Here is a 24,000-nt window from a genome sequence, read left to right on the forward strand (position 1 = left end):
CGTTAATCTTTTATATAAATCCTCTTCACCCGGGGCGAAATGGAGGTTAAAACTTCATAAGTTATCGTTTTGCAGTATCCTGCGAATTCTTTTAAACTAGGGTGAGCGTTGAAAACAGTTACTGTATCGCCTTCCTTTACATTTGGGATATGATCAATATTGATCATCATCATATCCATACAGATATTTCCAACGATAGGTGCCAGTGTTTTGTTTACTCCGACGTTTCCTACCTGGTTTCCTATCAGTCTCGGAATTCCATCTGCATATCCTACCGGAATGGTTGCAATTCTTGTGGGATGATCTGCCTTGTATCTTCTGCTGTAGCCTACAGATTCACCGTCTTCTACCGTTGATATCTGTGAAATTACGGTTTTAAAGCTTACCACAGAACGTAGTTGCTTCTGAATTTCAGGATCGGCCGATTCTCCAAGCATTCCTATACCAATTCTTACCATATCATACTGGTGATCTGTGTAACTCGTTATTCCGGAAGAATTCAGGATATGACGGATAGGGGTGTAACCTAATTTCTCGATAAGGTAACTGGAATTTTTTTCGAAAAAATTCAGCTGTTTCAAAGTGAATTCTTTTTCTTCAGGCATATCAGATGAAGAAAGATGACTGAATATACTTTGTACTTTTACATTGATATGGCTTAAAGTTTCGCTTAACTGATCCAGTTCAAAATCTTTAAAACCAAGTCGGTGCATTCCTGTTTCCAGTTTGATATGAATAGGATATTTCTTATCATATCCGGATTTCTGAACTGCCTCATAGAAAAGATCCAATACCCTGAAGCTGTAAATTTCAGGTTCCAGATTATATTCAATAATGGTTTGATAGCTGTGCTGTTCAGGATTCATCACAATAATCGGGGTAGTGATTCCTTTTTTTCTCAGTTCTACTCCTTCGTCTGCATAAGCCACGCCAAGATAATCGATATGATGATGCTGCAGAAATTCAGAAACTTCAAAACTTCCCAGTCCGTAAGCATTGGCTTTTACCATCGCCATCATTTTAGTTCCCGGTTTCAGGAGAGATTTATGATAGTTAATATTATGAAGAATTGCATTGAGGTTGACTTCCAGTACTGTATCATGTTTTCTAAGTTCAAGAATATCTTTAAGCTTTTCGATCTCAAACTTTCTGGCCCCTTTCAGTAAAATAATCTGATTTTCTAATTCAGTAAGGTATTTACTTTCAATAAGCTCTTTGGTGTCAATGAAAGTATATGTTTTAGATTTAAATAATTCACTATATTTTGAAATTTCATCACCGATCAGAAATAGCGAATCAAAATTCTGCTCGTTCACCAGCTCAGAAACTTCTTCGTATAATTCTTTAGCGTTGGTGCTCACTCCTACAATGTCAGTTAAGACCAGCGATTTTTTAGATTTATTATATTCATTCAAAAACTGCAGGGCAGTTCTTAAAGAATCGAGGTCAAGATTAAAAGAATCGTTGATGATAATATTTCCTTTAATTCCTTCGATTGCTTCAAGCCTCATTTCAACGGCCTTTAAAAGATTGATTTTTTCGACGATCTTTTTATTTTCGATATTCAGTTCCTTGAGGACTGTGATAAGCGCCATAGCGTTGGTTAACGTCGCTTCGTCTCTCTGATGGGCCGGAAAACTGATTTCTTCACCAAAATAATCAACAACTATATTTTCATCTCTGGAAATATTGCTGCTGATGAAAACCTGGTTCTCTTTTTTGAAACCATAAGCAATTAATTTTTTATCAGAATAGGATTTTTTAATTTTCTGATCAACCAGAGTATGGTCTCCATTATAAATGATTACTTCAGAATTTTTAAAAAGTCTGATTTTTTCATCAATCAATTCTTCTTCAGATGAAAAGTTGGCGGCATGGGCTGTTCCTATGTGAGTCAGTAATCCGATCTGAGGGTGGAAAATATTTTCAAGCTTTTCCATTTCATGCGGTTTCGAAATTCCCACTTCAAAGATTCCCAGCTGATGGGAATTGTTGATCTGAAGAAGAGACAAGGGCAATCCAATCTGAGAATTGAAACTTTTTGGACTTTTTACAGTAGGGAATTCATTCCACAGACATTGATATAACCATTCTTTCAAAATCGTTTTACCATTACTTCCGGTGATTCCGACAGACTGTAAATGAGAATTTTCGAAATGATATTTTGCTAATTTTTGGAGAAACGCTACTGAATTTTCAACAATGATCCAGGTTATATTCTCAAACTCAGGATAATGGTGTTCAGAAATAATGACTTTGATACCTCTGTCTATTGCAGATTCAATAAATTTTTCACCGGAATTTTTATGGGTGTTGATCGCGATAAAGGCTGTATTTTTGATAGCATAAATAATCCTGCTGTCATACGCTATATTTTTAATCAGTAAATTTCCGTCTCCAATAACCTGTGCATTGGTGATCTCTGCAATGTGTTGTACTGTATAGTTCATTGGTACCCTTTCTGCTTTATTTTGAGCGAAACCGCAAAAAGGTAAAATAGTAAAAGGGCTAAGATTTATAACATCATCTGGTGTTTCCTTTTTAAATATTTTACAGAGCTTTTCCGCTTTTCATTTTAAATTAAGTGAATATATTTTTATGGTTTGATGCAAACAGTAGTTTTACTTGCTTGTCTCCCATTTATTTTCTTTTTGAAAGTACTTCATCAATAAAAACACGGCGGCTTACTGCTTCATAGCTTTCAGTTTCTCCCAATTCCACCAGATTATCCCCCTGGGAAATTCTCATGGAATAGTTGGCAAGATTACCCGTTCTCTTACAAATAGCATGCACTTTTGTAACATATTCGGCCGTAGCCATCAGATTCGGCATTGGCCCGAACGGACGGCCCAGAAAGTCCATATCCAATCCTGCAATTACCACTCTGATACCACTGTTGGCCAACTGATTGGCAATATCAACAATACTTTCATCGAAAAACTGAGCTTCATCAATTCCTACCACATCACAATTAGAAGCCAGCAGAAGAATTTCATTCGGATTTTCTACTGCAGTACTGCGTATTTTATTCTGATTATGAGAAACCACGTCCTCTTCAGAATACCGTACATCCAGTTTGGGTTTAAAAATTTCCACATTCTGTCCTGCCATTTCTGCTCTTCGCAATCTGCGGATAAGTTCCTCTGTTTTACCGGAAAACATAGAGCCGCAAATCACTTCCATCCAACCGCTTTGTTTGGAATGATTAATTGTATTTTCTAAAAACATTTGTTAAATTAGCCGTATATTTTTAACATCAAAAGTAAGCAATTTTAATAAGAATCTTATTATGCAGAATATCCAAGATTTAAAGGAAAAGATTTTTTTTGAATCCATGAATATCATTGATAATCTGGACAAAATAAGTCATATAGACGAATTACTTTCTAAGCAAGATCTTGTGGATGAGCTTGCTAACAGGATTTCTTTTTTGAAACTGCTGGAAAAAAATATTGAATACTTTGTATCAGATAATCCGGAGCAGAATCAGGAGAACAAATATGACTCCTTTGCAACAGGGGAAACGGAACATCATGATACCAATGAAGTAACGGAAGAGGAAGCTATTTTCAATAATGAACTGAACGAAATAGATGAAAATGAAATTTTTTCGGACAGATCTGAAGAAGAAGCTGTTTTTAATAATCAGCTCAATGAAATTGTTGAAAATGAATTCCATGAAAATATCGTAAGTTTTGTAGAAGAAAGCTATACTGAAAAAACGCCTGAGATTCTTCAGAAACAAACTTCTGATCAGGAATCACTGGAAGAAGAAGCTGCTTTTAACAACCAACTCAATGAAATTGATGAAACGGAAATTACTGCACAGGAGAAGGCTGTTCTGAATTTTGTAGATGAAGATAAAATTCTTGCTGAATCTACACCGGATTCGGATGAAGATCTTAATGAAGACCTGTTTTATCATGAAGTAACTGAAGAAGAAACGGTTTTCAGCAATCAGCTTACCGAAATAGAGGAAGAGGAAATCCCTGAACCGGAAGCTAAAAAAGAAACTGATTTTGCCGTGGTAAATGACACCAAAACACAGGTGACAGAAACCATTCCAAGTATTTTTGACGCCGAAACCCTGGAAGATGAAATACTGATTGAAGAAAATGAAGAACAGTTCATTGTTTCGAACGTCTCAATAGAACAGGGAGAGTTGGCTACAGAAACTTCCAATGTGGAAAATATTCTGAGCGAGATAAAAAATGACCATTCAGAAGAAGACACAAAAGAAGAAAGTATTCTTGCAGAAGTCTACGACCGAAGAAAAATTGTGGAAATTGATAAACCTGTTCCTGAAGATACTGAAAAGCACCGTTCTGATGAAAGCTTTGAAAACTTAGACGAATATCATCAGGAGAAAAAAATAAAATTAGCCAATATCAAAGGATTGAAAGCTGTTCAGTCACTTTTTGATGATGACCCTCTGGAAAGAGATATTCCTCTGGAAAAAGAACCTGTTATTGTGAAGGAAGATACCGGAAGTATTCTGAAATCCAACATTCCTACTCATTTTATGGAAGCAGAAAAGCAGAAGCCGGAATTTAAGCTGGATCTGAATGACAGAATTGCATTCTCTAAAATGCTTTTTGAAGGAAGCCAGTCTGATCTTAACGATACGGTATACCAGCTGAATCAATTCAAAACACTGGAAGAAGCCAAAGAATATCTCAGCGATCTGTATTACGAAAGAAAATGGAACAGAGTGGATGAATATGCACAGAGACTTTGGATATTGGTGGAAAATAAATTCTTATAATTTTGAGCGGAATCCTATATTTTGTTCCCACACCTGTCGGGAACCTGGAAGATATGACATTCAGGGCGGTAAATGTCCTGAAAGAAGTAGATTATATTTTATGTGAAGACACTAGAACTTCCGGAATACTTTTAAAACATTTTGAGATCTCCAAGCCTTTAAAATCTTATCATTTACACAATGAGCACCAGGCAACGGAGAAAGTGATTACAGACCTTAAAAACGGTCAGAATATCGCTATTATTACCGATGCGGGAACCCCTGGTATTTCAGATCCCGGATATTTGCTGGCCAAAGCAGGAGCAGATAATAATATTGACATGATCTGCCTTCCCGGAGCTACAGCGCTCATTCCGGCACTTGTGGTTTCAGGGCTTCCTAATAATGAATTCCTGTTCGCAGGATTTCTGCCGCAGAAAAAAGGAAGACAAACCAAGCTGAAACAGCTTGCTGAAGAAAAAAAGACCATCGTTTTGTACGAAAGTCCTCATAAGATCAATACCACGCTGGAGCAAATCAAAGAATTCTTCGGAGAAGAAACCAAAGTAAGCTTAAGCCGTGAGATTTCTAAGAAATTTGAAGAAACCAAACGTGGAACAATCAATGAATTAATTGAGTTTTCCAAGAGTAAAACTTTAAAAGGGGAGATCGTTCTTATTGTCAATAATTCTATTTAATTTTCTTTGAAAAAATTAGTTTTTGTATTGTGTTCTGTAGTCTGTACAGCACAGACTAACCAATATATGAAGGTAATCCTTTCGAAAAAAACAGGTAAAGAGATCAGCTCTTATTCCGAAGGTTATGGAACATTTTATGATACTGGTGATAAGAAACAGGGCATTGTAGATTCTTTAGGAATGATTACATTTCAGTCTTCAGACAAAGGAGGTATTCTGCATGTTTTCAAAAACCGGTTTATTCTTTATTCTGAGGAAGGAAATGCTAAAAAATCAGCAGTTATTGACGAAAAAGGAAATGAAATTATCCCTTTAAATGATCAGGAATTTAATACACCATGGTGGAGTAAAGATTGTATCATCTCATCAAAACAGAATGCTGAGGCTGTATATGATTTTAACGGAAAGGAAATTATTCCATATTCAGAAAAGATCCGTTTTTCAGGAAAGAACAGACTTTTTGTTTTAAAAGATAAAAAATGGTTTCTGTATGACCTTAAAGGAAAGCAGCTCAGTAATCGTGAATTTAAGGAAGATTATAGCTTTGAACAGGGTAGAGCACTGATTATCAATGAAGACAATGAAAAAGAAATCATTGGAAATAATGGCCAGACTCTGCACAAGTTTTCAAAGCAAGTGGTAGATATTAATGCCTATCCTTATCTGATTACTCAAAATAAAGCTACAGGAAAATATGGCTTGATTGATACAGATGAAAATACGATTGCTGAAGAAATCTATAACGATATTACTCCGGAATATTTTGGTAAAAAGGAGTATATCTATCTTACAAAAAACGGAAAAACTACAGTTTTCAGTAAGAAAAGCAGAAAGCTGTACGCCCAGACTTTTAAATATGTAAATCCTTTATTGGATAAATATTTCAGTGTCTATAATGATAAGGTAAAGAAATCCGGGATTATAGACCTGGAAGGGAATATTATTTATCCTCAGGAATATGATTTTATCCGAAGTTTCACCATTTCCGGGAAAGATTTTATATTCCTTAAAAAAGGAAGTGAAGAGAAATTTCTTGATAAGGATCTTAAGAATATTGTAGGTGATGGAGTTCAGATTTTTGGTTTCTATCCTGATAACCTTATCATTGGAAAGGAAGGTAAATATTATATATTTTCAGTGACGGACCAGTCGTCGACAGAGTTAAAAAATATCAGCGGGATAAAGAATGAGGATTTTGAATACTTTAATCCTCTTAATCAGTACTCAAAACCTCTGGTGTGCAGAAATACAGATAATTTTTATGGTATTCTGGATGGGAAAGGAACAGAAATTGTACCCTTTGTTTACGAAGATATTATAACGTTCGGGAATGCTGAAAACGAAATCGTGGTTAAAAGAGGAGGAAAATTCGGTGTTTCCAATTTTCAGAATGAGCCCCTGAAGGAAATTATTTATGATAAATATTTTTGGCAGAAAGAAGTACTGAAGCTTGATAAAAATAAAAAAACGGACTTTATTTATTTCTCCAGATTTAAAAATAATTCTGTGCCGCTTTAGTGAAAAATCAGATTAAGCATTAAAAAAAATCAGTATTTTGACAATTTAAATGGGTTGAATAACAATTTATAATATCTTTGCAGACCGTTTAATTCCGGAAAGGAATTGGAGAAGTTATGAAAGTCAGCTATCAGTAGCTGAATGAGTTATAAAAGAAAATAATTGTCAATAGATATGAAAATATTAGAAGGAAAAGTAGCACTAATTACCGGAGCTACAAGAGGAATCGGGAAAGGTATCGCTGAAATGTTTGCCCAGCAGGGAGCAAAGGTAGCATTTACTTACGCCGGTTCTGTAGACAAAGCAAAAGAATTAGAAGCAGCTTTAAGTTCTGTAACCCAAATTAAGGGATATCAGTCTGATGCATCAGATTATGATGCTGCTCAGCAATTGGTGGAGGAAGTTATGGCAGAGTTCGGGCAGATTGATATTTTGGTAAATAACGCAGGAATTACAAAAGATAACCTGCTGTTGAGAATGTCCAAAGAAGATTGGGATAAAGTAATCAAAGTAAATTTAGATTCGGTTTTTAACCTTACCAAAGCGGTGATCAAGCCGATGATGAAGGCAAGATCAGGATCTATCATCAATATGACTTCTGTAGTTGGAGTGAAAGGAAATGCCGGGCAAGCCAACTATGCAGCCTCTAAAGCAGGAGTAATCGGATTTACAAAATCTGTGGCGCTGGAGTTAGGATCAAGAAATATCAGATGTAATGCGATTGCACCAGGATTTATTGAAACAGAAATGACTGCCGTTCTGGATGAAAAAACAGTTCAGGGATGGAGAGAAGAAATTCCGATGAAGAGAGGAGGACAGCCTGCGGATATTGCCAATGCATGTGTATTCTTAGGAAGCGAAATGTCAGCATACATTACCGGGCAGACGTTAAACGTTGACGGTGGGATGTTAACTTAAAATACAACTGGCTGCACAAATAGTGCAGCCAGTTTTTTTATTCTTTTTAGAATCAGTGCTCACTGAAAATCTGATTTTCCTGCTCCTGAACCCTGATAAAAGTGGTTCTTTTAGAGAGTTCTTTAAGCTTTGAAGCTCCTACATAGGTACAAGTAGATCGGACACCCCCTAAAATATCCTTTACCGTTTCTGAAACTGGGCCTTTATACGCCACTTTCACTGTTTTTCCTTCAGAAGCACGGTATTCTGCCACACCTCCGGAATGTTTATCCATGGCTGTTTTAGAACTCATCCCATAGAAAAGACGGTATTTTTTGCCATTTTCTTCAATCATTTCTCCACCGCTTTCATCATGCCCGGCAAACATTCCGCCCAGCATCACAAAATCTGCACCACCACCGAAGGCTTTTGCTACATCACCAGGTACTTTACATCCGCCATCTGCGATGATATGGCCGCCCAGTCCGTGAGCAGCATCAGAGCATTCAATAATAGCCGAAAGCTGCGGATATCCCACGCCTGTCTTTACTCTGGTAGTACATACTGACCCCGGGCCAATACCTACTTTAATAATATCTGCACCTACCAGCAGAAGTTCTTCCACCATTTCTCCGGTAACGACATTTCCGGCTATAATAATTTTATCAGGAAAATTAGCCCTTGCTTTCTTCACAAATTCAACAAAATGTTCAGAGTATCCATTGGCTACATCTATGCAGAGAAATTCGATTTTAGGATGCTTTTCGAGAATCTGTCTTATTTTTTCCTCGTCTGCTTTTCCCGTTCCCGTACTTAAAGCAATATACTGGTGAATACTTTCAGGCTGGCTGTTGAGAAACTGGCTCCATTCTTCGGGGGTATAATGTTTGTGAACTGCTGTAATAATTTTTTCTTTGGCCAGCTCTACTGCCATTTCAAAAGTCCCTACTGTATCCATATTGGCAGCGATTACAGGAATACCCGTCCATTTTTTCTTGGTATGCTTAAAGGTAAATTCTCTCTGGAGATTAACTTCTGAACGGGATTTCAAAGTGGAACGCTTAGGGCGGAACATTACATCCTTGAACCCCAGTTTTATGTCATATTCTATACGCATTTTGTAATTATTTGTCAGAATAAAGGTAGTAAATTATCTGAAATGGATTATTTTTGATGCTATGGATTTTCCCGTAGCTTTTCATATTTTCGGTAAAACAATTCTTGCGCATCCGCTTTTTGAGGCTGCCGGAATGTTTCTGGGGATGAGATATTATTTTTACCTCAAAAGAAAATCTTCTGAGAAATTGTCATTCAATACTTCTGCTGCAGTTTTGATTGGAGCAACCGCAGGGGCATTACTGGGCTCAAAATTTATAGGAAATCTGGAAAATCCTTATACAATATTTGATAATTTCAGTTTTCAGAAGCTTTGGTCCAGCAATACAATTGTAGGAGGCCTGGCCTTTGGATTATTAGGGGTTGAATTGGCAAAAAAAATAGTCAGTCATAAAGAAAGCACAGGCGACCTGGTGGTTTTTCCCTTAATGTTGGCGATGATAATTGGGAGGATTGGCTGCTTTCTTACGGGAGTTTATGAGGAAACTTACGGTATTCCTACAGATTCTGTTTTTGGAATGCATTTGGGGGATGAATACCTGAGACATCCTGTTGCCCTGTACGAAATAGTTTTCCTTATTAGCCTTTGGGGTGTTCTTAAATATATTCAGAAACAGAAGAAATATACCTCAGGTTTTCTATTTCAGATCTTTATGCTGAGCTATTTTACATTCAGATTCTTATTAGACTTTATTAAACCAAGGGTTGAAATTGCAGGAAATCTGGGAACGATTCAACTTGTATGTATTTGTGTAATTATTTACTACATTTATACTATTAAAAATACTCAAACCACTTTAAAACATTCAAGATGAATTTATTAACACTTTTGGAGGTTGGAGATATGACCGGTCTGGTCATCATAATCATTGGTGTAATGATTGTAGGCGGTGCATTCTTGTCTGTTATTGTTACATTTATTGTAAAACTGATTTATGAAAGTAATGACAACAGGAAATTCAGCAAAAAGCAGTTTATACAGACTTTTGTTATTTGTTTATTGGTCTGTGGCTTAATAAGCGGATATATCTGTGGATAAGCATTTTAAATAATAACTATGCCAGTAAGAAACTATACTTATTACGATTATACCATCAGTCTTTGCCCGGAGTGCCTGAAAAGGATAGGAGCAAAGATTATCATAGAGGATGAAGCTGTTTTTATGACCAAGAGATGTCCTGATCATGGTTTTTTTAAAACCAAAATCGCTTCAGACGTACTCTACTATAAAAACATAAGAAATTATAACAAAGCTTCGGAAATGCCCCTTCACTTTGGGACTGATGTGGAATATGGATGTCCTTATGATTGCGGACTATGTGTAGATCATGAACAGCACAGCTGTCTTTCAATCGTGGAAGTTACCGACAGGTGTAACCTTACCTGTCCTACCTGTTATGCCATGTCATCGCCACATTATGGCAGCCATAGAAGTCTTGAAGAAATTGAAGCCATGTTTGACACTATTGTCAGAAATGAAGGAGAGCCGGATGTTGTACAGATCAGTGGGGGAGAACCGACAATCCACCCGGAATTCTTTAAGATCATGGATATTGCCAAATCAAAGCCCATAAAGCATCTGATGCTGAATACCAATGGGATAAGAATAGCCAATGATCCCGGTTTTGCTGAAAGACTGGCGACTTATGCCCCTGAATTTGAAATATACCTTCAGTTTGATTCTTTTAAACCGGAAGTCCTGGAAGATTTCAGAGGGAAGGATCTTACCGCGGTCAGAATGAAAGCGCTGGAAAAACTTAATGAGCTTAACCTTTCTACGACACTGGTAATTGTCCTTCAGAAAGGGAAAAATATTGACGAGATCGGGAAAATCATTGAGTTTGCCCTGAAGCAAAAATGCGTAAGAGGAATCACTTTTCAACCGGTAGAAATTGCCGGAAGAAACAGAGATGATTCGGCACATGAAAAAATTACATTAACAGAAGTAAGACAGGAGATTCTGAACCAATTTCCACTTCTGAACGCCGATGATATTATTCCTGTTCCATGTAATCCGGATGCTTTGGCGATGGGATATATTTTAAAACTTCAGGAAGAAATTATTCCTTTAACGAGATACATTAACCCTGCCGATCTTCTGAATAATGAATCTAGAAATACCATCGTTTACGAGCAGGATAAAGGACTTCACATGCAGCTGCTGGATATTTTCAGTACCGGAATCTCTGTAGATAAGGTAAAACCTAAAGTTAATCAATTACTCTGCTGTCTTCCGGAAGTATGCGCTCCGGATCTTGACTATGATAACCTTTTCAGAATAATAATTATGAACTTTATGGATGCACATGATTTTGATGTAAGGGCAGTGAAAAAATCCTGTGTGCATATTGTCAATAAAGACCTGAAGCTCATACCTTTTGAAACAATGAATCTTTTTTACAGAGATGAAAAAAAGGCTTATCTGGAAGAGCTCAGGAAAGAAGATAAAGTGTTATTTTAAACAATATCAAAAATAAAGCGTGAAATCTGATTTCACGCTTTTATTATTTTTACAGGCTCTTATTTTGTCTCTTTTACATTTTCAAAAGTCATTACTTCTTCCAGCGTTTTCATATATTCATATGCTGTAAGGTCGAATTTCACAGGAACAATGGAAATATATCCGTTAGCCAATGCCGTTTCATCAGCATCTTCAGAATCATCCATATTATTGAAATACCCTGTCAGCCAGTAATATTTTTTACCATGTGGATTTATTCTCTCATCAAAGCTTTCTTCCCATTTTGCATGAGCCTGTTTACATACTTTTACTCCTTTTATTTCTTCAGCAGGAAGTTTAGGAATGTTTACATTCAGAACGATTCCTTTCGGCATCGGGTTTTCCAAAGTTTTTCTTACAATATTCTGAATAAATTCCTTCGCCTGGGTAAAATCAGCTTCCCAGCTGAAATCCAGCAATGAGAAACCAATAGCAGGAATACCTTCTACACCGGCTTCTACAGCAGCAGACATAGTACCCGAATAGATCACATTAATGGAAGAATTGGCGCCGTGATTGATTCCTGAGACTACAATATCTGGTCTTCTTTTAAGAATTTTGTCAAGAGCCATTTTGACACAGTCTACGGGCGTTCCACTGCAGGAAAAATCTGTTTGCGGACCGTCAAGGGTAACTTCTTCGTAGCTTAGGGTAGAATTAATGGTAATGGCGTGGCCTTTTCCACTTTGAGGAGAGTTTGGTGCGACAACAACAACTTCTCCGATTTCGTTCATAAAACTTACTAGATTTCTGATACCAGGAGCTGTAATTCCATCATCATTAGTAACCAGAATAAGCGGTCTTTCCATAAATTATATTTAATTTTTTATTTAAACAGAGTGAATTTGCTCATTTGAGAACAGAACAAATAGATTTCAACACATCAAATGTAGGTAAAAATAAGAAGCGATAAAACAGCTGATTTTTTATTAATTGCTAAGTTTTCAGAATGAAGACTGCCATATTTTACCATAAAAGCAGATGGAAACCGAGAGAAAGGAGATTGGTGAGCTCAGAAATACGGAATATAAGTGAAGCAAAATTAACATGGGGTTGAATATTTGAATTCTTAAATAGCCATGTTCATCTATTGGTGTTTTTATGACTTTACAGGTGTCTTTTCACGAGGAATCTGTATAATTCTGCTGGAAAAACACCTGCAAAGTCTGGGATTTGTTGTTGAGTGCCTTAAAAAAGAATTAATCAAGCGGTTTTCTGCCGGAAATGATGTTATAAAGAATAACAACAATGGCAATAACCAGTAAGACATGAATTAAATAGCCAGTACTCATACCCGGAACTATTCCTAACATTCCTAAAAGCCAAACGACGATGCAGATAACTGCCACTAACCATAGTAAACTTTTCATAACTTAATATTTTGAATTTGTATATAAGAATACTATCATATTTTGTGCCTTTATGACTGGAAATTGATTTTTGTGGTATGTGTTTTTTTTACTTTTAATGAAAAATATACTCAGAAAGATTCAATAAAAAAGAAGATGTTCGCTTCGTTGAAGGATAAACTGCCTGATAATAGGAGCTCACTGACAATCTCTTTATTATTTGCACATTACTTTCAATAAAAATAAGTAAAATTGTTCGGTATTTGTAAATAAGGTCTTAAATTTGATCATTTGTAACAGTACTAAACTTACTGCTACTAATTATTATACTTATTTTAAAAAAATTAATAAATAAAGACAGTTTATGTGGAAAAATTTCAAACTGAATAAATTTTTACTTCTTATTCCATTAACCAGTCTAATGTTTTGTTTCAACTCGCCAAAGAATGACGATGAAAAGATGCAGACGATTATGGTGAGCGTAAAAAACACACTTTCTTATCTGCATTATAGCCCGAAGACGATCAATGATGCCTATTCGAAAGACGTTTATAAGCATTATTTCGAATTGGTAGATCCAGCCAAAAGATATTTCCTCCAATCTGATATGGATGAGTTCAGCAAGCATGAAACAAAGCTTGATGATTATATCGGACAGGGTGATCTCACATTCTATAAACTTACGATTGACAGATTATACCAGAGAGTGGATGAAATTGATAAAATCACTCAGGATATTTTCAGTAAGCCGATCAATCTTCAGGAAGATGAAACCCTTACTCTTGAGCCAAAGCTTAAAAAAGTACCTGCCAACAAACAGGAGCAGTATAATGAGTGGAAAAAATTCATCAAATACAATATTCTTCAGGAAGTTGAGTCGATGAACAGTAAAGAAGAAGCGCAGAAAGAAAAGAAAGATTCTGTTCAGAAGTATAAACTTAAAGATACGATCAAACTGAAAGTTCTTACCCAGGACGAAAAGATCAAAAAAGCAACTGATGAAGTAAAAGATCTTGTAAAAGATACCTTTACCAGATTCAAAAAGAGAAAAAAGATGGATTGGTTTACGGTTTATATGAATGCCTATACAGAAGTATTTGATCCGCACACCAATTATTATTCTCCAAAAGATAAAGAGGATTTTGATACTCAGTTTACCGGAAAAGTAATCGGGATCGGTGCGCTTATTCAGGAGAAAAAAGGAAACCTTTATCTTGGAGCCCTTACCATCGGTGCACCAGCGTGGAAGTCTAAGCAGCTTTCAGAAGGGGACAAGATCCTGAAAGTAAAATCCAAACCGAAAGAAGATGCGGTAAATGTTGTAGGAATGCTTTCTGACGAAGCGGTAAGACTGATCAGAGGGGAAAAAGGAACTCCGGTAACATTGACTGTTCAGAAGAAAGACGGGACGATCAAGGATGTAACAATGATCCGTGAGGAAGTAGCCATTGAGGATACTTTTGCAAGAAGTATTGTTGTAAATGCTCCAAACGGTAAGAAATATGGCTTCATCAATCTTCCAAGTTTTAATGCAGATTTTGAAAATGCCAAAGGAAGAAATGCTTCTGATGATATTAAAAATGAGATTGTTAAGCTTAAAGCTCAGAATATTGAAGGGATTATTCTTGATCTCAGAAATAACGGAGGAGGATCTTTAACTGAAGTAGGAGATATTATGGGGCTTTTCATGGAAGCCGGACCTTATGTTCAGGTAAAAGACGGAAACGGAAAAATACAGACGCTTAAGAATAAAAATGAAACGCCTATCTGGACAGGTCCATTGGTAATCATGCAGAATGAGCTTTCAGCTTCCGCTTCAGAAATCCTTGCAGGAGTGATGCAGGACTATGGAAGAGCAATGATTATCGGATCTCCGCAGTCTTTCGGAAAAGGAACCGTTCAGACCTTTGTAGATCTGAACAGATTCCTGAACACAGAAGATGATTTCGGATCTTTAAAGCTTACTATCCAGAAATTCTATAGAATCACCGGAGAATCTACCCAGAGAAAAGGAATTGTTTCTGATATTCAGATGAAGGACTTCTTTACGTATGCAGAGGTAGGAGAGAGATATGATGATTATGCATTGGCATGGGATAAGATTTCTCCTACAAAATTCCAGAAGCTGAATTACTTCAATATTCAGGCACTGGAGAAAGCAAGTGCAGACAGAATGGCTAAAAACAACAACTACCAATTGTTATTGGAGTCTGCTCAGTGGAGAGAGAAGCTGGATAAAGAAGAAACAATTACCCTGAATATAACGAAGTTCAATGAGCTGATGAAAAACAGAAAATCTCAGATCGAAAAGTTTAAAGCTTTAACTAAATTCGAGAATGGACTTCAGTTTATCATGTATCCAAGCGAAATTGAAAGAGAGAAAAAAGACGAAGCTTTCAAGAAAAAATCTGAAATGTGGATCAAAAATCTGAGAAAAGATCTTTACCTGCAGGAAGCAATGAATATTGTAGCAGATATGGGTACTAAATCATAAATACAAAAAAACCGCTGATATTTTGATCAGCGGTTTTTTTATTGAGTAATAGGGTTACTTGATTTCTACACATCCCACTCTTCCTCCTGCATTTCCGGTAGGCTGAGTGTGAAAATCATCTGCTGCAGCATGTACAATAAGGCCTTTTCCGATAATGTTCTTAGACTCATCTGTACATCCCAGGCACCATTTGTCTGTCTTGAAAGTCAATGTTGCGGTACCACTCTGGTCAGCAACCAGATTTCCTATATCTCCCATATGAAAATGCTCAGCACCCCATTTACCGTGATCATTCTTGGAAGGATTCCAGTGTCCGCCGGTAGATGTCCCATCCGCAGCAGAACAGTCTCCTTTTTCATGAATATGTACCGCATGAATTCCGGGGGTAAGATTGGTAATATCCAGTTTCATGGTTACTTCATTTCCGTTTTGAGTAAACTTTGCTGTTCCTCCTGTCTGTGTTCCGCTTTTGGCATTTACAGAGTACGTTTTTGTTGTTCCGCATGAAGCTGCTAAAAACGCACACCCTGCCAATAATGCTAATGTTTGTACTTTCATTTTTAAATGATTTAAAGTGATTTTATCTATAAAATTAAAAAAGATTTTCCAAAGCACTTTATGATTCCGGTCTTTTTTTGAGAAACCACCGTTTATGGCAGTTTTAATTGTTATATTATAGAGAATATCCCGAAGGTTTATAACTTAATTAAAAAGGCAGGAAAAAAGCTTATTTTTAACGTGAAAAGTAATTGCTCTGTTATCAAAAGAAAATTAGAAAAATGATTATCCTATATACTTTTATCAGTGAAGAAAAACACCAGCCTCTTTTAGACAGATATCTCAACGTATTTCCTGATGACACCAAAAGGGATATTCTAAAATACAGGAGATGGCAGGATGCACAGCTTTCTTTACTTGGGAAAGTTTTGCTGCGGTATGGATTAAGGACCTATTATAATATCCATGATGCAGAAACAGGTATTCTCTCCAATAAAAAACCTTATCTGAAAGGGAATTCCCTTCATTTTAATATATCGCATTCTAAAGACCTCGTGACGTGTGCTATTGCAGAATATCCTTTGGGAATAGATGTAGAATTTAATGATCCTAAGGTGCATTATCAGGATTTTACCTTTCAGATGACAGAAGGGGAGCTATTGGAAATCCGGGGATCTGAAGATAAGATGAAAGCTTTTTTTACTTACTGGACCAGAAAAGAGGCTGTCATAAAAGCTCATGGTGCAGGTATGATGCTTCCACTGGATTCTTTTGAGGTGATCAATGGCGAATGTTATATTGAAGATAAAAAATTCTTTACCAAAAAGATTTTTATTCACGAGGATTATCAGGGCTATATGGCCTCTTCAGATCAGAAAATTAAATCAGCGGTGCCTTTTATTAAATCTTTTGAAAAGGATGATTGGATATAAAATGAAAAGACTTTCTGATCATAGCAATATTGAACAAATAAATTCCGTCCAGAGAAAATATCTTTGTTAACTCATACCCTTGAATTGGAAGAATATAAAAAAAGGATTGTAAAAACAATACAATATATTGATCGTCATTTTGATGCGGATTTATCTCTGGAGAAAGTTTCAGAGGTAAGTGCCTATTCTCCGTTTCATTTCCATAGGATATTTAAGCTGGTGACAGGAGAAACCCTTCAGAACTATATTATCAGGAAGAAAATAGAAAAGAGTGCTCTTCATCTGGCTTTGCATAAAAATATGGACATCAAAGATATCTATTGGGATCTCGGATTCTCCAGCCACTCTGTTTTCTGTAAAACATTTAAAAAGCATTATGGTCTGGCACCTACGGAGTTCCGCAGATCGGCTCCGGAAAAATTTCACAGAATTTTGCAGCAACAGAGCAAGAACGGACAAGTTAATACCGTTTTCAGCCAATACATTTGCAGCATCGAAAACCTGTTAAACTGGACGAAAATGAATTTAAAAATCGAAGTAAAAAAAATGCCGGAAATGAATCTGGCATCCGTAATGAGCCTTGGAATTGCCAACGTAGAATCTTCTTTCAAGGTATTAATAGATTGGGCAACAAAGAAGGGGCTTTTTCCAAAAGATAAGGTGAAAATGATCTCTGTATATCATGACAGCTGCAGGATAACACCTCTGGACAAGGTCAGAATACATGCCTGTATGCTTTTGGATAAACAGCTTAATACGCAGGAAGGTGAGGTATTTGCTGAAACATTAGAAGCCGGAAAATATATTGTAGGAAGCGGCGAAGTTACCCTTGACGATTTTGAGAAATGCTGGGTCTCTTTGTTTTTATGGATGAATGAGCATAATTACAAGTTCAGGAGGACCTTTCCTTACGAGATTTATTATACTAACTTTAAAGAACATCCGGAAGGAAAAATGATTGTGGATTTTTGTATTCCGGTTTATTAATTACCATTCGGAAGGAAAAGAATGCCTTTCGGTAACAATTTTTTTCAAGGATGGTATTTCTGACGCTATTTTTGATCTCAGAAAACAATAAAAATGAAAACACAAGGACAAAACATTTTGGTTCTGATTTTACTGATCATTTCTGCAATGGGATATTCTCAGATTAAAATCTCGGGGAAAGTATCTTTTAAAAACAAGGGGATGGGCGAGGTTAATGTGACTCTGAAAGATACATATGACGGAACTACCACCGATGCTCAGGGTAACTTTACATTTGAAACATCAGAAAAAGGCACGCACATCATAACTTTTACCCACCCGAAATATGAAAATGTAGAAAAAACGGTTGCTATTGAAAACCAGGATATTTCTTTGAATGTTGACCTTAAAGAACAGATCAGTGAAATTGATGCTGTGGTCGTTTCCGCGGGTTCTATTGAAGCAAGTGATAAAAAAAGAGCTACAGCACTGCTCAGCCCGATTGATATTTATACAACAGCAGGGGCAGACGGACAGATTTCTTCAGCGCTGACTTATCTTCCGGGAGTACAGAAGGTGGGAGGAACTGAAGGACTGTTTGTAAGGGGCGGAACAGGTACTGAGTCGAAAATTTTTATGGATGGAAGTCTTATTAACAACTACTTTTCCAATTCTGTTCCGGGAATTGCGGGAAGAGACCAGTTCAATACCTCTCTTTTTAAAGGAAATATTTTTTCAAGTGGTGGTTATTCTGCATTGTACGGTCAGGCGCTTTCAGGAGCATTGATGTTGGAAAGTGTAGATCTTCCGGATGAGACGTCCTATAATTTCGGGATTTCACCTATTTTCCTGAATGCCGGATTTCAGAAATTATCAGATGATAAAACTTATTCATACGGGGCTACTGCCGGCTATTCTCTTTTAAGCCTGATGCAGAAAGTCTTCAATTTTAATACAGATTTTTTTGAGGCTCCCCAAGGACTGAACGGAGATCTGAATTTCAGATTTAAAACAAAAGCAGGAGGGTTTTTCAAATATTATGGCATGTACAACTCAAACAAAATGGGAGTAAGGTCAGAAAGTCTTGAGCCCGGATATGACTTCAGCCTGGTAAAGCTTAATGGGAAAAATACCTATCATAATCTTTCTTTCAGACAGAAATTCAGGAAATACCTGTTGAATGTTGGAGGTTCTTATTCTTATAACAGATCTGACCTTCATTTCTCTACTGAAACAAATAATATGGAAGCCAACAGGAGCCAGCTTCTGACAGATGGAAATTATCTTAATTTCAAAGCTGTTCTTGAAAGGAAAATCAATAGAATCAGTGCGGTAAGAGGAGGCTTTGAACTGAATAATACCGATGAAAATCTGAATTTTGAATCTGTAGAAAAACATTACAAAGATTTGATCTCATCAGCTTTTGTAGAAACAGATCTGGGTTTCAGTAATGCCTTATCAGCGAAAGTAGGGGTAAGGGCAGAACATTCTTCGTTTTTAGGAAAGAATAATATTGCTCCTCGTTTTGCTATTGCTTATCGTCTGGCAAAAGACTGGACCACTTCTCTAGCCTATGGAATCTTTTATCAGAATCCTGAAAGTAAATACATCAATGCTCCTGCAGATCTTGGATTTCAGAAATCGCAGCATTATATTTTTCAGATTCAGAGGGCTTCAGAAGGCAGAACATTACGTTTCGAGGCATTTTATAAGAAGTATGACCAGCTGATCAAAACATTTAATGTTACCCCTGATAAAGAACAGAACCAGCAGATCCAGACTGCTTTAAACAATAATGGATATGGATATGCAAAAGGATTGGAGTTCTTCTGGAGAGATAATAAAAAAACATTTAAAAATATTGATTACTGGATCAGTTACTCGTACCTGGATTCAAAAAGAGACTTCCTTAATTATCCTGTGAGCCTGCAGCCAAGCTTTGCGGCAGAACATACACTTTCGGCAGTAGCCAAAAGATTTATTCCGGAATGGAAACTTGGAGTAAACTTGTCATACACTTATGCAAAGGGACGCCCTTATTATGATATTGCTTCTGCATTTGAGAATGGCAAAGCGGTTAATTATACCAGAACAGAAGGCAGATTGAAAGATTATAATGCCTTGAATTTCAGTCTCAATTATCTTCCCAACATCGGTAAAAAAGATGCGAAGGCTTTTCCTGTATTTGTATTGAGTATTACTAATATTTTAGGATCAAAGAATGTATATGGATATAATTTCTCTGCAGACGGATCCAGAAGTTCTGCCACTGTTCCGCCAGTCAATACCTTTATATTTATAGGTGCATTTATAAGCTTTGGTGTGGATAAATCAGATGATGCCATCAATAATAATTTATAAAAACATAACTTAGGACCAACAAACATCACTAACTTTTAAAATTAGATCTCATGAAAAAATACCTTTTAAGCTTTGCTTTAGTTTGTATGAGCCTGACGGCTTTTGCACAGGCAGATTATGACAAAATAATGTCTGACAAAATAGCAAAGATAGAAACCTGTAAAACACCGGAAGATTTCCAGACGCTGTCCAACGATTTCCAGAGAATAGGAAGTAAAGAAAGTACAAAGTGGCTTCCGGCATACTATGCTGCATTTTCTTTAATTCAGAAAGGGAGAACCCTGATGAGAGAAGGAAAAATGCAGGAATTGGATGTTATCGCAGATCAGGCTGAAAAGCATCTTTCAATGGCTCAGAACCTGGCAGGGGCAGATAATGCAGAAATTCACCTGTTGAGAAAAATGTCTTATTCTTTGAGAATGATGGTGAATCCTCCGCAACGTTACATGACAGACGGAGCAAGAGCTTCTGAGGAACTTAGTACTGCAGAAAAGCTGGATCCTTCAAATCCAAGGATTGCTCTTATCAAAGCAGAAGACACTTATTTTACCCCTGAACAATACGGAGGGAGTAAAACCAAAGGCTTGGAAATGTTTAAAGATGCTCAGGCAAAATTTAAAGCCTACAAGCCAAAAACTGCATTGGATCCAAGCTGGGGAAAAGCAGAAGCTGATTATTTTCTGAGTCTTCCGGCAGAAAAAGTAAAATAGTTTTTCCTTTTCATATAACCTTCATCCGTGAAGGTTTTTTTATACCATTCAGAGAGGAAAATAAGCCCTTCGGTAAGAATTAATTTTTGATACCTTTAATAAAAGCTAATTTTGAGTCAAGAAAACAGATCATGAAGCGTAAATACCTTACAACATTACTTTGGACATCATTGGGAACCACATTGTTTTTCTTTTTGTTTTTCAATGATGAAAAGACTTTCCGGACTTTTATGATCACACTGCTTCTTTCTACGATGTACTCATTTGTATTGGGATTTGGGAACGGGTTTATCAATGAATTTCTGAATAAAAAATTTCCCTGGTCAGAAGCTACCCGTACAAGGGCCGTTTTAAGCATTATTTCGATTGTTATTGGGAATTTCATTCTGGTTTATTTCTGCAATTATATGAACTATGTTGTTATTCAGAAAACAGCTACTGCAGAAGAGTTTTTTTCATCAAAATATGGAGTTACCAATTGGTTTATGATCAATATTGCCCTGCTCATATCTGCTTTTCTCCATGCGAAAAGCTTTATGGAGGAACTGAAGAAGACTTCCAGAAAAGAGGTGGTGGAACAGAAGCTTATTGCCAAATCTGCCAATGCTCAGTTTGAAAGTTTAAAAAACCAGCTGGACCCTCATTTCCTTTTTAATTCATTGAATGTGTTAAGCTCTCTGATTGATGAAAATCCCCGGCAGGCCCAGAAGTTTACCGCTTCAATGTCAAAGATTTACCGGTATGTACTTGAACAGAAAGATAAAGAGATGGTGACGGTGGAAGATGAAATAGAATTTGCAAAAACCTATTGTGAACTTTTAAAAACCAGATTTGAAGACAGTGTGGATTTTAGTTTTGATGTTCCCAGGGAAGATTATCAGAAATATGTGGTTCCGCTTTCTCTACAGCTGCTGTTGGAAAACTGTATCAAACATAATTTTGCGACATCATCAAAACCACTTACTATCAGAATTTTTTCAGATGGAAATACCCTCTGCATTGAAAACAATCTGCAGGTAAGAGAGCAGATCAAAGAAAGTTCCGGGATTGGTCTTGCCAATATTGTACAGCGTTATTCTCTGCTTACAGAACGAAATGTTTTTATAGAAAAGTCTGAAGACCATTTTAAAGTAAAACTTCCGATGCTTTTAGTTAAACCTCAAGTTTCCAGCGAAGAGTCTGAAGATGAAGCTGCTGCTTACAAAAAGGCTCAAAGGAGGGTAAGGGAAATGAAAAAGTTTTATTCCAGCCTGATTACGTTCAGTATTATTATTCCCTTTTTATTCTTTGTCAATCTTTTTACCAGTAAGGGAGAATATTGGTTTTGGTATCCGGCATTAGCATGGGGAATGGTTTTGGCTTTCAGGGCTTTCAAGATTTTTGGAATCGGGGAATCATGGCAGGAAAAGAAGATAAGGGAAATTATGAATCAACAAAAGAACAAAAACAATGGAAAAATTCGATGAAGATGATATTCAATATCAGCAGGCTAAAAAACAGGTAGAGCAACTGACCGGGTTTTATGGACATGTATTCGTTTATGTGGCAGTAAACATCATTATTGTTTTTTATAATATTTCACATCTGGAACCCGGAGAAAGCTATTTTCAGTTTAAAAATTTCTTTACTGCCACTTTTTGGGGAATTGGGCTTCTGGCTCATGCGGCAGCCGTTTTCTTACCCAAAATAGGAGCTGTAAAAAAATGGGAGGAAGATAAAATCCGTGAAATCATAGACAAGAAGAAAGATCATTAGAAAATAAAACATCAAAATTGCATTGTGATATTCTGCAGCTTAGTGATCTGTCATTTCATCTAAATATAACATTAAACCATTAAAAATGAATACTTTATCCATCCTGTTTTATATCTCAATGGTTGTCTGGTTTCTTACAGAGATATTGTATAAAAACATGCTGAAATCCGGCAAAGAGGATAAAAAAGACAAGGACAGATCTACCCTTAATATATTATGGCTGGCCATCCCTTTTTCCATCATGAGTTCAGTAATCATATCCTATAATACCCGTTTCCCAATCATTAAAGATCACTGGATTCTTTATCTTGGAGAGCTTTTCATTCTGTCTGGGATTATTTTCAGGTACATTATTATCAGGTCTCTGGGAAAATACTTTACGGTGGATGTTACCATCAGACAGGACCATAAAATCAAAAAAGAAGGATTTTATAAATACCTGAGGCATCCTTCCTACGCTTTTTCGCTGCTGACTTCACTTGGACTTGGACTGTATTTAAACAACTGGCTGTCATTAATCTTCGCTTTTATACCTCCTTTTTTAGCTTTTAGCTATAGAATTAAAATTGAAGAACAGGCTTTAGTAGAACAGTTCGGGGATGAATACATTGAGTACAGGAAAAGTACAAAGAAACTGATCCCTTTTATCTACTGATTCCAGGCTTTTTAAAACAAGGAAATTTAGAGATTTCACACGAATATTCCATTAATCACAAGTTTTTACCATTCGGATATCATTTTCTACCCTTCGGTAATATAAAATTGATTTGAGCTCTTCCTTGAAGTACCTTTGAGTCAAGAAAAACAAATTAACCTTTAAAACAAAACATTATGGAAATTTTACCCAACAAAGAAACGATAGCTTACAGAAAAGCCTCAAGAAGAGTAAAAGAACTGAAAGAGTTTTATGGAAATCTTACTTCTTACTGTCTTGTAATTCCTTTTTTAGCCATATTGAATATTCTTACTGCACCGGGTTATTTATGGTTCTTATGGCCTGCACTGGGCTGGGGGATCGGACTTGCATTTCATGCTGTTAATGTCTATGGAATCGGTAAAGAATGGGAGGAAAGAAAAATAAAGGAACTGATGGATAAAGAAGAAAAACCAAAAATAAAAACATTTTAACCCTAATAACTTAAAAAATTATACAATCATGGATTACCAAACTGCTTACACAAGAACTCAAAACATCAAAAAATTCTACAGAAGTATTTTCATATTTGCAGTCGTTGCTGTGCTTATTGCTCCTGATGATATATTTGATGAAAAGATAATCAGAATCCAATTATTTGACAGATATGCCATACTTGGAATATGGGGACTTATCCTTCTTGTAAAAGCGATAAAACTGTTTCTTTTTGATTCTGAGTGGGAAAGAGATATGATTGAAAAAGAAATGAGAAAAGAGAAAAAGCCAATAGATTATTAAAAGTTGTCTGCTTTTCTCTACCTTTATTTC

General features: G+C 36.4%; 23 protein-coding genes. 17 read left to right on the forward strand and 6 right to left on the reverse strand.

What is annotated here, in order from left to right:
- Window positions 1–2: 2 nt before the first annotated feature.
- Together AC3FI7_RS16275 and AC3FI7_RS16280 are read right to left on the reverse strand one after the other, a co-directional pair.
- Window positions 3–2,450: a bifunctional UDP-N-acetylmuramoyl-tripeptide:D-alanyl-D-alanine ligase/alanine racemase gene (locus tag AC3FI7_RS16275; protein WP_142723577.1), complete on the reverse strand. Its 2,448-nt coding sequence runs from the start codon at window positions 2,448–2,450 to the stop codon at window positions 3–5.
- A 190-nt stretch (window positions 2,451–2,640) separates the two neighbouring features.
- The gene (locus tag AC3FI7_RS16280) at window positions 2,641–3,228 is read right to left on the reverse strand and encodes a thymidine kinase (RefSeq protein WP_002982051.1); all 588 of its coding nucleotides are present in this window, start codon (window positions 3,226–3,228) and stop codon (window positions 2,641–2,643) included.
- Between the two features lie 61 nt (window positions 3,229–3,289).
- On the opposite strand from AC3FI7_RS16280, the gene AC3FI7_RS16285 reads away from it, so the two are divergent.
- The 4 genes from AC3FI7_RS16285 (at window position 3,290) to fabG (ending at window position 7,878) form a co-directional block, all read left to right on the forward strand.
- The gene (locus AC3FI7_RS16285) at window positions 3,290–4,765 is read left to right on the forward strand and encodes a DUF8457 domain-containing protein (protein ID WP_343660577.1); all 1,476 of its coding nucleotides are present in this window, start codon (window positions 3,290–3,292) and stop codon (window positions 4,763–4,765) included.
- Between the two features lie 2 nt (window positions 4,766–4,767).
- Window positions 4,768–5,442 (forward strand): 16S rRNA (cytidine(1402)-2'-O)-methyltransferase, encoded by a 675-nt coding sequence (rsmI, locus tag AC3FI7_RS16290; protein WP_047377914.1) that lies wholly within the window; start codon window positions 4,768–4,770, stop codon window positions 5,440–5,442.
- Window positions 5,443–5,448: 6 nt separating this feature from the next.
- Window positions 5,449–6,960 carry a WG repeat-containing protein gene (locus AC3FI7_RS16295; RefSeq protein WP_491460511.1) on the forward strand — a complete coding sequence of 504 codons (1,512 nt, stop codon included), beginning with the start codon at window positions 5,449–5,451 and terminating at the stop codon, window positions 6,958–6,960.
- A 174-nt stretch (window positions 6,961–7,134) separates the two neighbouring features.
- The gene (fabG, locus tag AC3FI7_RS16300) at window positions 7,135–7,878 is read left to right on the forward strand and encodes a 3-oxoacyl-[acyl-carrier-protein] reductase (protein WP_105682929.1); all 744 of its coding nucleotides are present in this window, start codon (window positions 7,135–7,137) and stop codon (window positions 7,876–7,878) included.
- A 52-nt stretch (window positions 7,879–7,930) separates the two neighbouring features.
- On the opposite strand, the gene AC3FI7_RS16305 is transcribed toward fabG, so the two are convergent.
- The gene (locus AC3FI7_RS16305; RefSeq protein WP_142723572.1) at window positions 7,931–8,974 is read right to left on the reverse strand and encodes a GMP reductase; all 1,044 of its coding nucleotides are present in this window, start codon (window positions 8,972–8,974) and stop codon (window positions 7,931–7,933) included.
- 61 nt (window positions 8,975–9,035) lie between these two features.
- On the opposite strand from AC3FI7_RS16305, the gene AC3FI7_RS16310 reads away from it, so the two are divergent.
- From AC3FI7_RS16310 to AC3FI7_RS16320, 3 genes are read left to right on the forward strand one after another with little or no spacing between them, the layout of a single operon-like run.
- On the forward strand, window positions 9,036–9,788 hold the full coding sequence (locus AC3FI7_RS16310; protein WP_491460512.1) for a prolipoprotein diacylglyceryl transferase: 753 nt from the start codon (window positions 9,036–9,038) through the stop codon (window positions 9,786–9,788).
- Complete coding sequence (locus tag AC3FI7_RS16315; RefSeq protein ID WP_491460513.1) at window positions 9,785–10,012, forward strand: hypothetical protein; 228 nt, start codon at window positions 9,785–9,787, stop codon at window positions 10,010–10,012. Before AC3FI7_RS16310 ends, AC3FI7_RS16315 begins: the two co-directional genes overlap by 4 nt.
- An 18-nt stretch (window positions 10,013–10,030) precedes the next feature.
- Entirely contained in the window at window positions 10,031–11,434 is a 1,404-nt protein-coding gene (locus AC3FI7_RS16320; protein WP_491460514.1) for a radical SAM protein, read from the forward strand.
- A gap of 59 nt (window positions 11,435–11,493) precedes the next feature.
- On the opposite strand, the gene surE is transcribed toward AC3FI7_RS16320, so the two are convergent.
- The gene (gene surE, locus AC3FI7_RS16325; protein ID WP_142723568.1) at window positions 11,494–12,282 is read right to left on the reverse strand and encodes a 5'/3'-nucleotidase SurE; all 789 of its coding nucleotides are present in this window, start codon (window positions 12,280–12,282) and stop codon (window positions 11,494–11,496) included.
- 390 nt (window positions 12,283–12,672) lie between these two features.
- Window positions 12,673–12,843, reverse strand: coding sequence for a lmo0937 family membrane protein (locus AC3FI7_RS16330; protein ID WP_041461998.1), 171 nt, complete (start codon window positions 12,841–12,843; stop codon window positions 12,673–12,675).
- 343 nt (window positions 12,844–13,186) lie between these two features.
- On the opposite strand from AC3FI7_RS16330, the gene AC3FI7_RS16335 reads away from it, so the two are divergent.
- The gene (locus AC3FI7_RS16335) at window positions 13,187–15,316 is read left to right on the forward strand and encodes a carboxy terminal-processing peptidase (protein WP_343660571.1); all 2,130 of its coding nucleotides are present in this window, start codon (window positions 13,187–13,189) and stop codon (window positions 15,314–15,316) included.
- 54 nt (window positions 15,317–15,370) lie between these two features.
- Here the strand turns inward: AC3FI7_RS16335 and AC3FI7_RS16340 are convergent, their stop codons facing one another.
- On the reverse strand, window positions 15,371–15,874 hold the full coding sequence (locus tag AC3FI7_RS16340; RefSeq protein ID WP_142723566.1) for a superoxide dismutase family protein: 504 nt from the start codon (window positions 15,872–15,874) through the stop codon (window positions 15,371–15,373).
- 221 nt (window positions 15,875–16,095) lie between these two features.
- Here AC3FI7_RS16340 and AC3FI7_RS16345 point away from each other — a divergent pair, with 221 nt between their 5' ends.
- The 9 genes from AC3FI7_RS16345 to AC3FI7_RS16385 all read left to right on the forward strand — a co-directional run bounded on the left by AC3FI7_RS16345 (window position 16,096) and on the right by AC3FI7_RS16385 (window position 23,970).
- Window positions 16,096–16,746, forward strand: coding sequence for a 4'-phosphopantetheinyl transferase family protein (locus AC3FI7_RS16345; RefSeq protein ID WP_491460515.1), 651 nt, complete (start codon window positions 16,096–16,098; stop codon window positions 16,744–16,746).
- A 63-nt stretch (window positions 16,747–16,809) separates the two neighbouring features.
- Window positions 16,810–17,733 carry an AraC family transcriptional regulator gene (locus AC3FI7_RS16350; RefSeq protein ID WP_491460516.1) on the forward strand — a complete coding sequence of 308 codons (924 nt, stop codon included), beginning with the start codon at window positions 16,810–16,812 and terminating at the stop codon, window positions 17,731–17,733.
- Window positions 17,734–17,826: 93 nt separating this feature from the next.
- Complete coding sequence (locus AC3FI7_RS16355; protein WP_491460517.1) at window positions 17,827–20,073, forward strand: TonB-dependent receptor; 2,247 nt, start codon at window positions 17,827–17,829, stop codon at window positions 20,071–20,073.
- A gap of 50 nt (window positions 20,074–20,123) precedes the next feature.
- Complete coding sequence (locus tag AC3FI7_RS16360; protein WP_491460518.1) at window positions 20,124–20,783, forward strand: hypothetical protein; 660 nt, start codon at window positions 20,124–20,126, stop codon at window positions 20,781–20,783.
- A gap of 131 nt (window positions 20,784–20,914) precedes the next feature.
- Window positions 20,915–22,249 carry a histidine kinase gene (locus AC3FI7_RS16365; protein ID WP_491460519.1) on the forward strand — a complete coding sequence of 445 codons (1,335 nt, stop codon included), beginning with the start codon at window positions 20,915–20,917 and terminating at the stop codon, window positions 22,247–22,249.
- A complete protein-coding gene (locus tag AC3FI7_RS16370) occupies window positions 22,233–22,538 on the forward strand; it encodes a 2TM domain-containing protein (protein WP_142723560.1) in 306 nt (101 codons plus the stop codon). The genes AC3FI7_RS16365 and AC3FI7_RS16370 overlap by 17 nt, the downstream gene beginning before the upstream one ends.
- 85 nt (window positions 22,539–22,623) lie before the next feature.
- A complete protein-coding gene (locus tag AC3FI7_RS16375; protein ID WP_343660557.1) occupies window positions 22,624–23,193 on the forward strand; it encodes a methyltransferase family protein in 570 nt (189 codons plus the stop codon).
- A 176-nt stretch (window positions 23,194–23,369) separates the two neighbouring features.
- Window positions 23,370–23,666, forward strand: coding sequence for a 2TM domain-containing protein (locus AC3FI7_RS16380; protein WP_142723558.1), 297 nt, complete (start codon window positions 23,370–23,372; stop codon window positions 23,664–23,666).
- Window positions 23,667–23,694: 28 nt separating this feature from the next.
- A complete protein-coding gene (locus AC3FI7_RS16385) occupies window positions 23,695–23,970 on the forward strand; it encodes a 2TM domain-containing protein (RefSeq protein ID WP_291900741.1) in 276 nt (91 codons plus the stop codon).
- Window positions 23,971–24,000: the final 30 nt, after the last annotated feature.

Source organism: Chryseobacterium sp. TQ-BC-N36, from assembly GCF_058382295.1.

Excerpts from the sequence above, each read along its gene's own strand:
- AC3FI7_RS16315 (WP_491460513.1), top strand. The coding sequence starts at position 9,785 with ATGAATTTATTAACACTTTTGGAGGTTGGAGATATGACCGGTCTGGTC.
- AC3FI7_RS16320 (WP_491460514.1), top strand. The coding sequence starts at position 10,031 with ATGCCAGTAAGAAACTATACTTATTACGATTATACCATCAGTCTTTGC.
- AC3FI7_RS16310 (WP_491460512.1), top strand. The coding sequence starts at position 9,036 with ATGGATTTTCCCGTAGCTTTTCATATTTTCGGTAAAACAATTCTTGCG.
- AC3FI7_RS16280 (WP_002982051.1), bottom strand. The coding sequence starts at position 3,228 with ATGTTTTTAGAAAATACAATTAATCATTCCAAACAAAGCGGTTGGATG.
- AC3FI7_RS16355 (WP_491460517.1), top strand. The coding sequence starts at position 17,827 with ATGAAAACACAAGGACAAAACATTTTGGTTCTGATTTTACTGATCATT.
- AC3FI7_RS16345 (WP_491460515.1), top strand. The coding sequence starts at position 16,096 with ATGATTATCCTATATACTTTTATCAGTGAAGAAAAACACCAGCCTCTT.
- AC3FI7_RS16335 (WP_343660571.1), top strand. The coding sequence starts at position 13,187 with ATGTGGAAAAATTTCAAACTGAATAAATTTTTACTTCTTATTCCATTA.
- AC3FI7_RS16340 (WP_142723566.1), bottom strand. The coding sequence starts at position 15,874 with ATGAAAGTACAAACATTAGCATTATTGGCAGGGTGTGCGTTTTTAGCA.
- surE (WP_142723568.1), bottom strand. The coding sequence starts at position 12,282 with ATGGAAAGACCGCTTATTCTGGTTACTAATGATGATGGAATTACAGCT.
- AC3FI7_RS16385 (WP_291900741.1), top strand. The coding sequence starts at position 23,695 with ATGGATTACCAAACTGCTTACACAAGAACTCAAAACATCAAAAAATTC.
- AC3FI7_RS16360 (WP_491460518.1), top strand. The coding sequence starts at position 20,124 with ATGAAAAAATACCTTTTAAGCTTTGCTTTAGTTTGTATGAGCCTGACG.
- AC3FI7_RS16275 (WP_142723577.1), bottom strand. The coding sequence starts at position 2,450 with ATGAACTATACAGTACAACACATTGCAGAGATCACCAATGCACAGGTT.
- AC3FI7_RS16330 (WP_041461998.1), bottom strand. The coding sequence starts at position 12,843 with ATGAAAAGTTTACTATGGTTAGTGGCAGTTATCTGCATCGTCGTTTGG.
- AC3FI7_RS16375 (WP_343660557.1), top strand. The coding sequence starts at position 22,624 with ATGAATACTTTATCCATCCTGTTTTATATCTCAATGGTTGTCTGGTTT.
- AC3FI7_RS16380 (WP_142723558.1), top strand. The coding sequence starts at position 23,370 with ATGGAAATTTTACCCAACAAAGAAACGATAGCTTACAGAAAAGCCTCA.
- AC3FI7_RS16305 (WP_142723572.1), bottom strand. The coding sequence starts at position 8,974 with ATGCGTATAGAATATGACATAAAACTGGGGTTCAAGGATGTAATGTTC.
- fabG (WP_105682929.1), top strand. The coding sequence starts at position 7,135 with ATGAAAATATTAGAAGGAAAAGTAGCACTAATTACCGGAGCTACAAGA.
- AC3FI7_RS16365 (WP_491460519.1), top strand. The coding sequence starts at position 20,915 with ATGAAGCGTAAATACCTTACAACATTACTTTGGACATCATTGGGAACC.
- AC3FI7_RS16285 (WP_343660577.1), top strand. The coding sequence starts at position 3,290 with ATGCAGAATATCCAAGATTTAAAGGAAAAGATTTTTTTTGAATCCATG.
- AC3FI7_RS16370 (WP_142723560.1), top strand. The coding sequence starts at position 22,233 with ATGGAAAAATTCGATGAAGATGATATTCAATATCAGCAGGCTAAAAAA.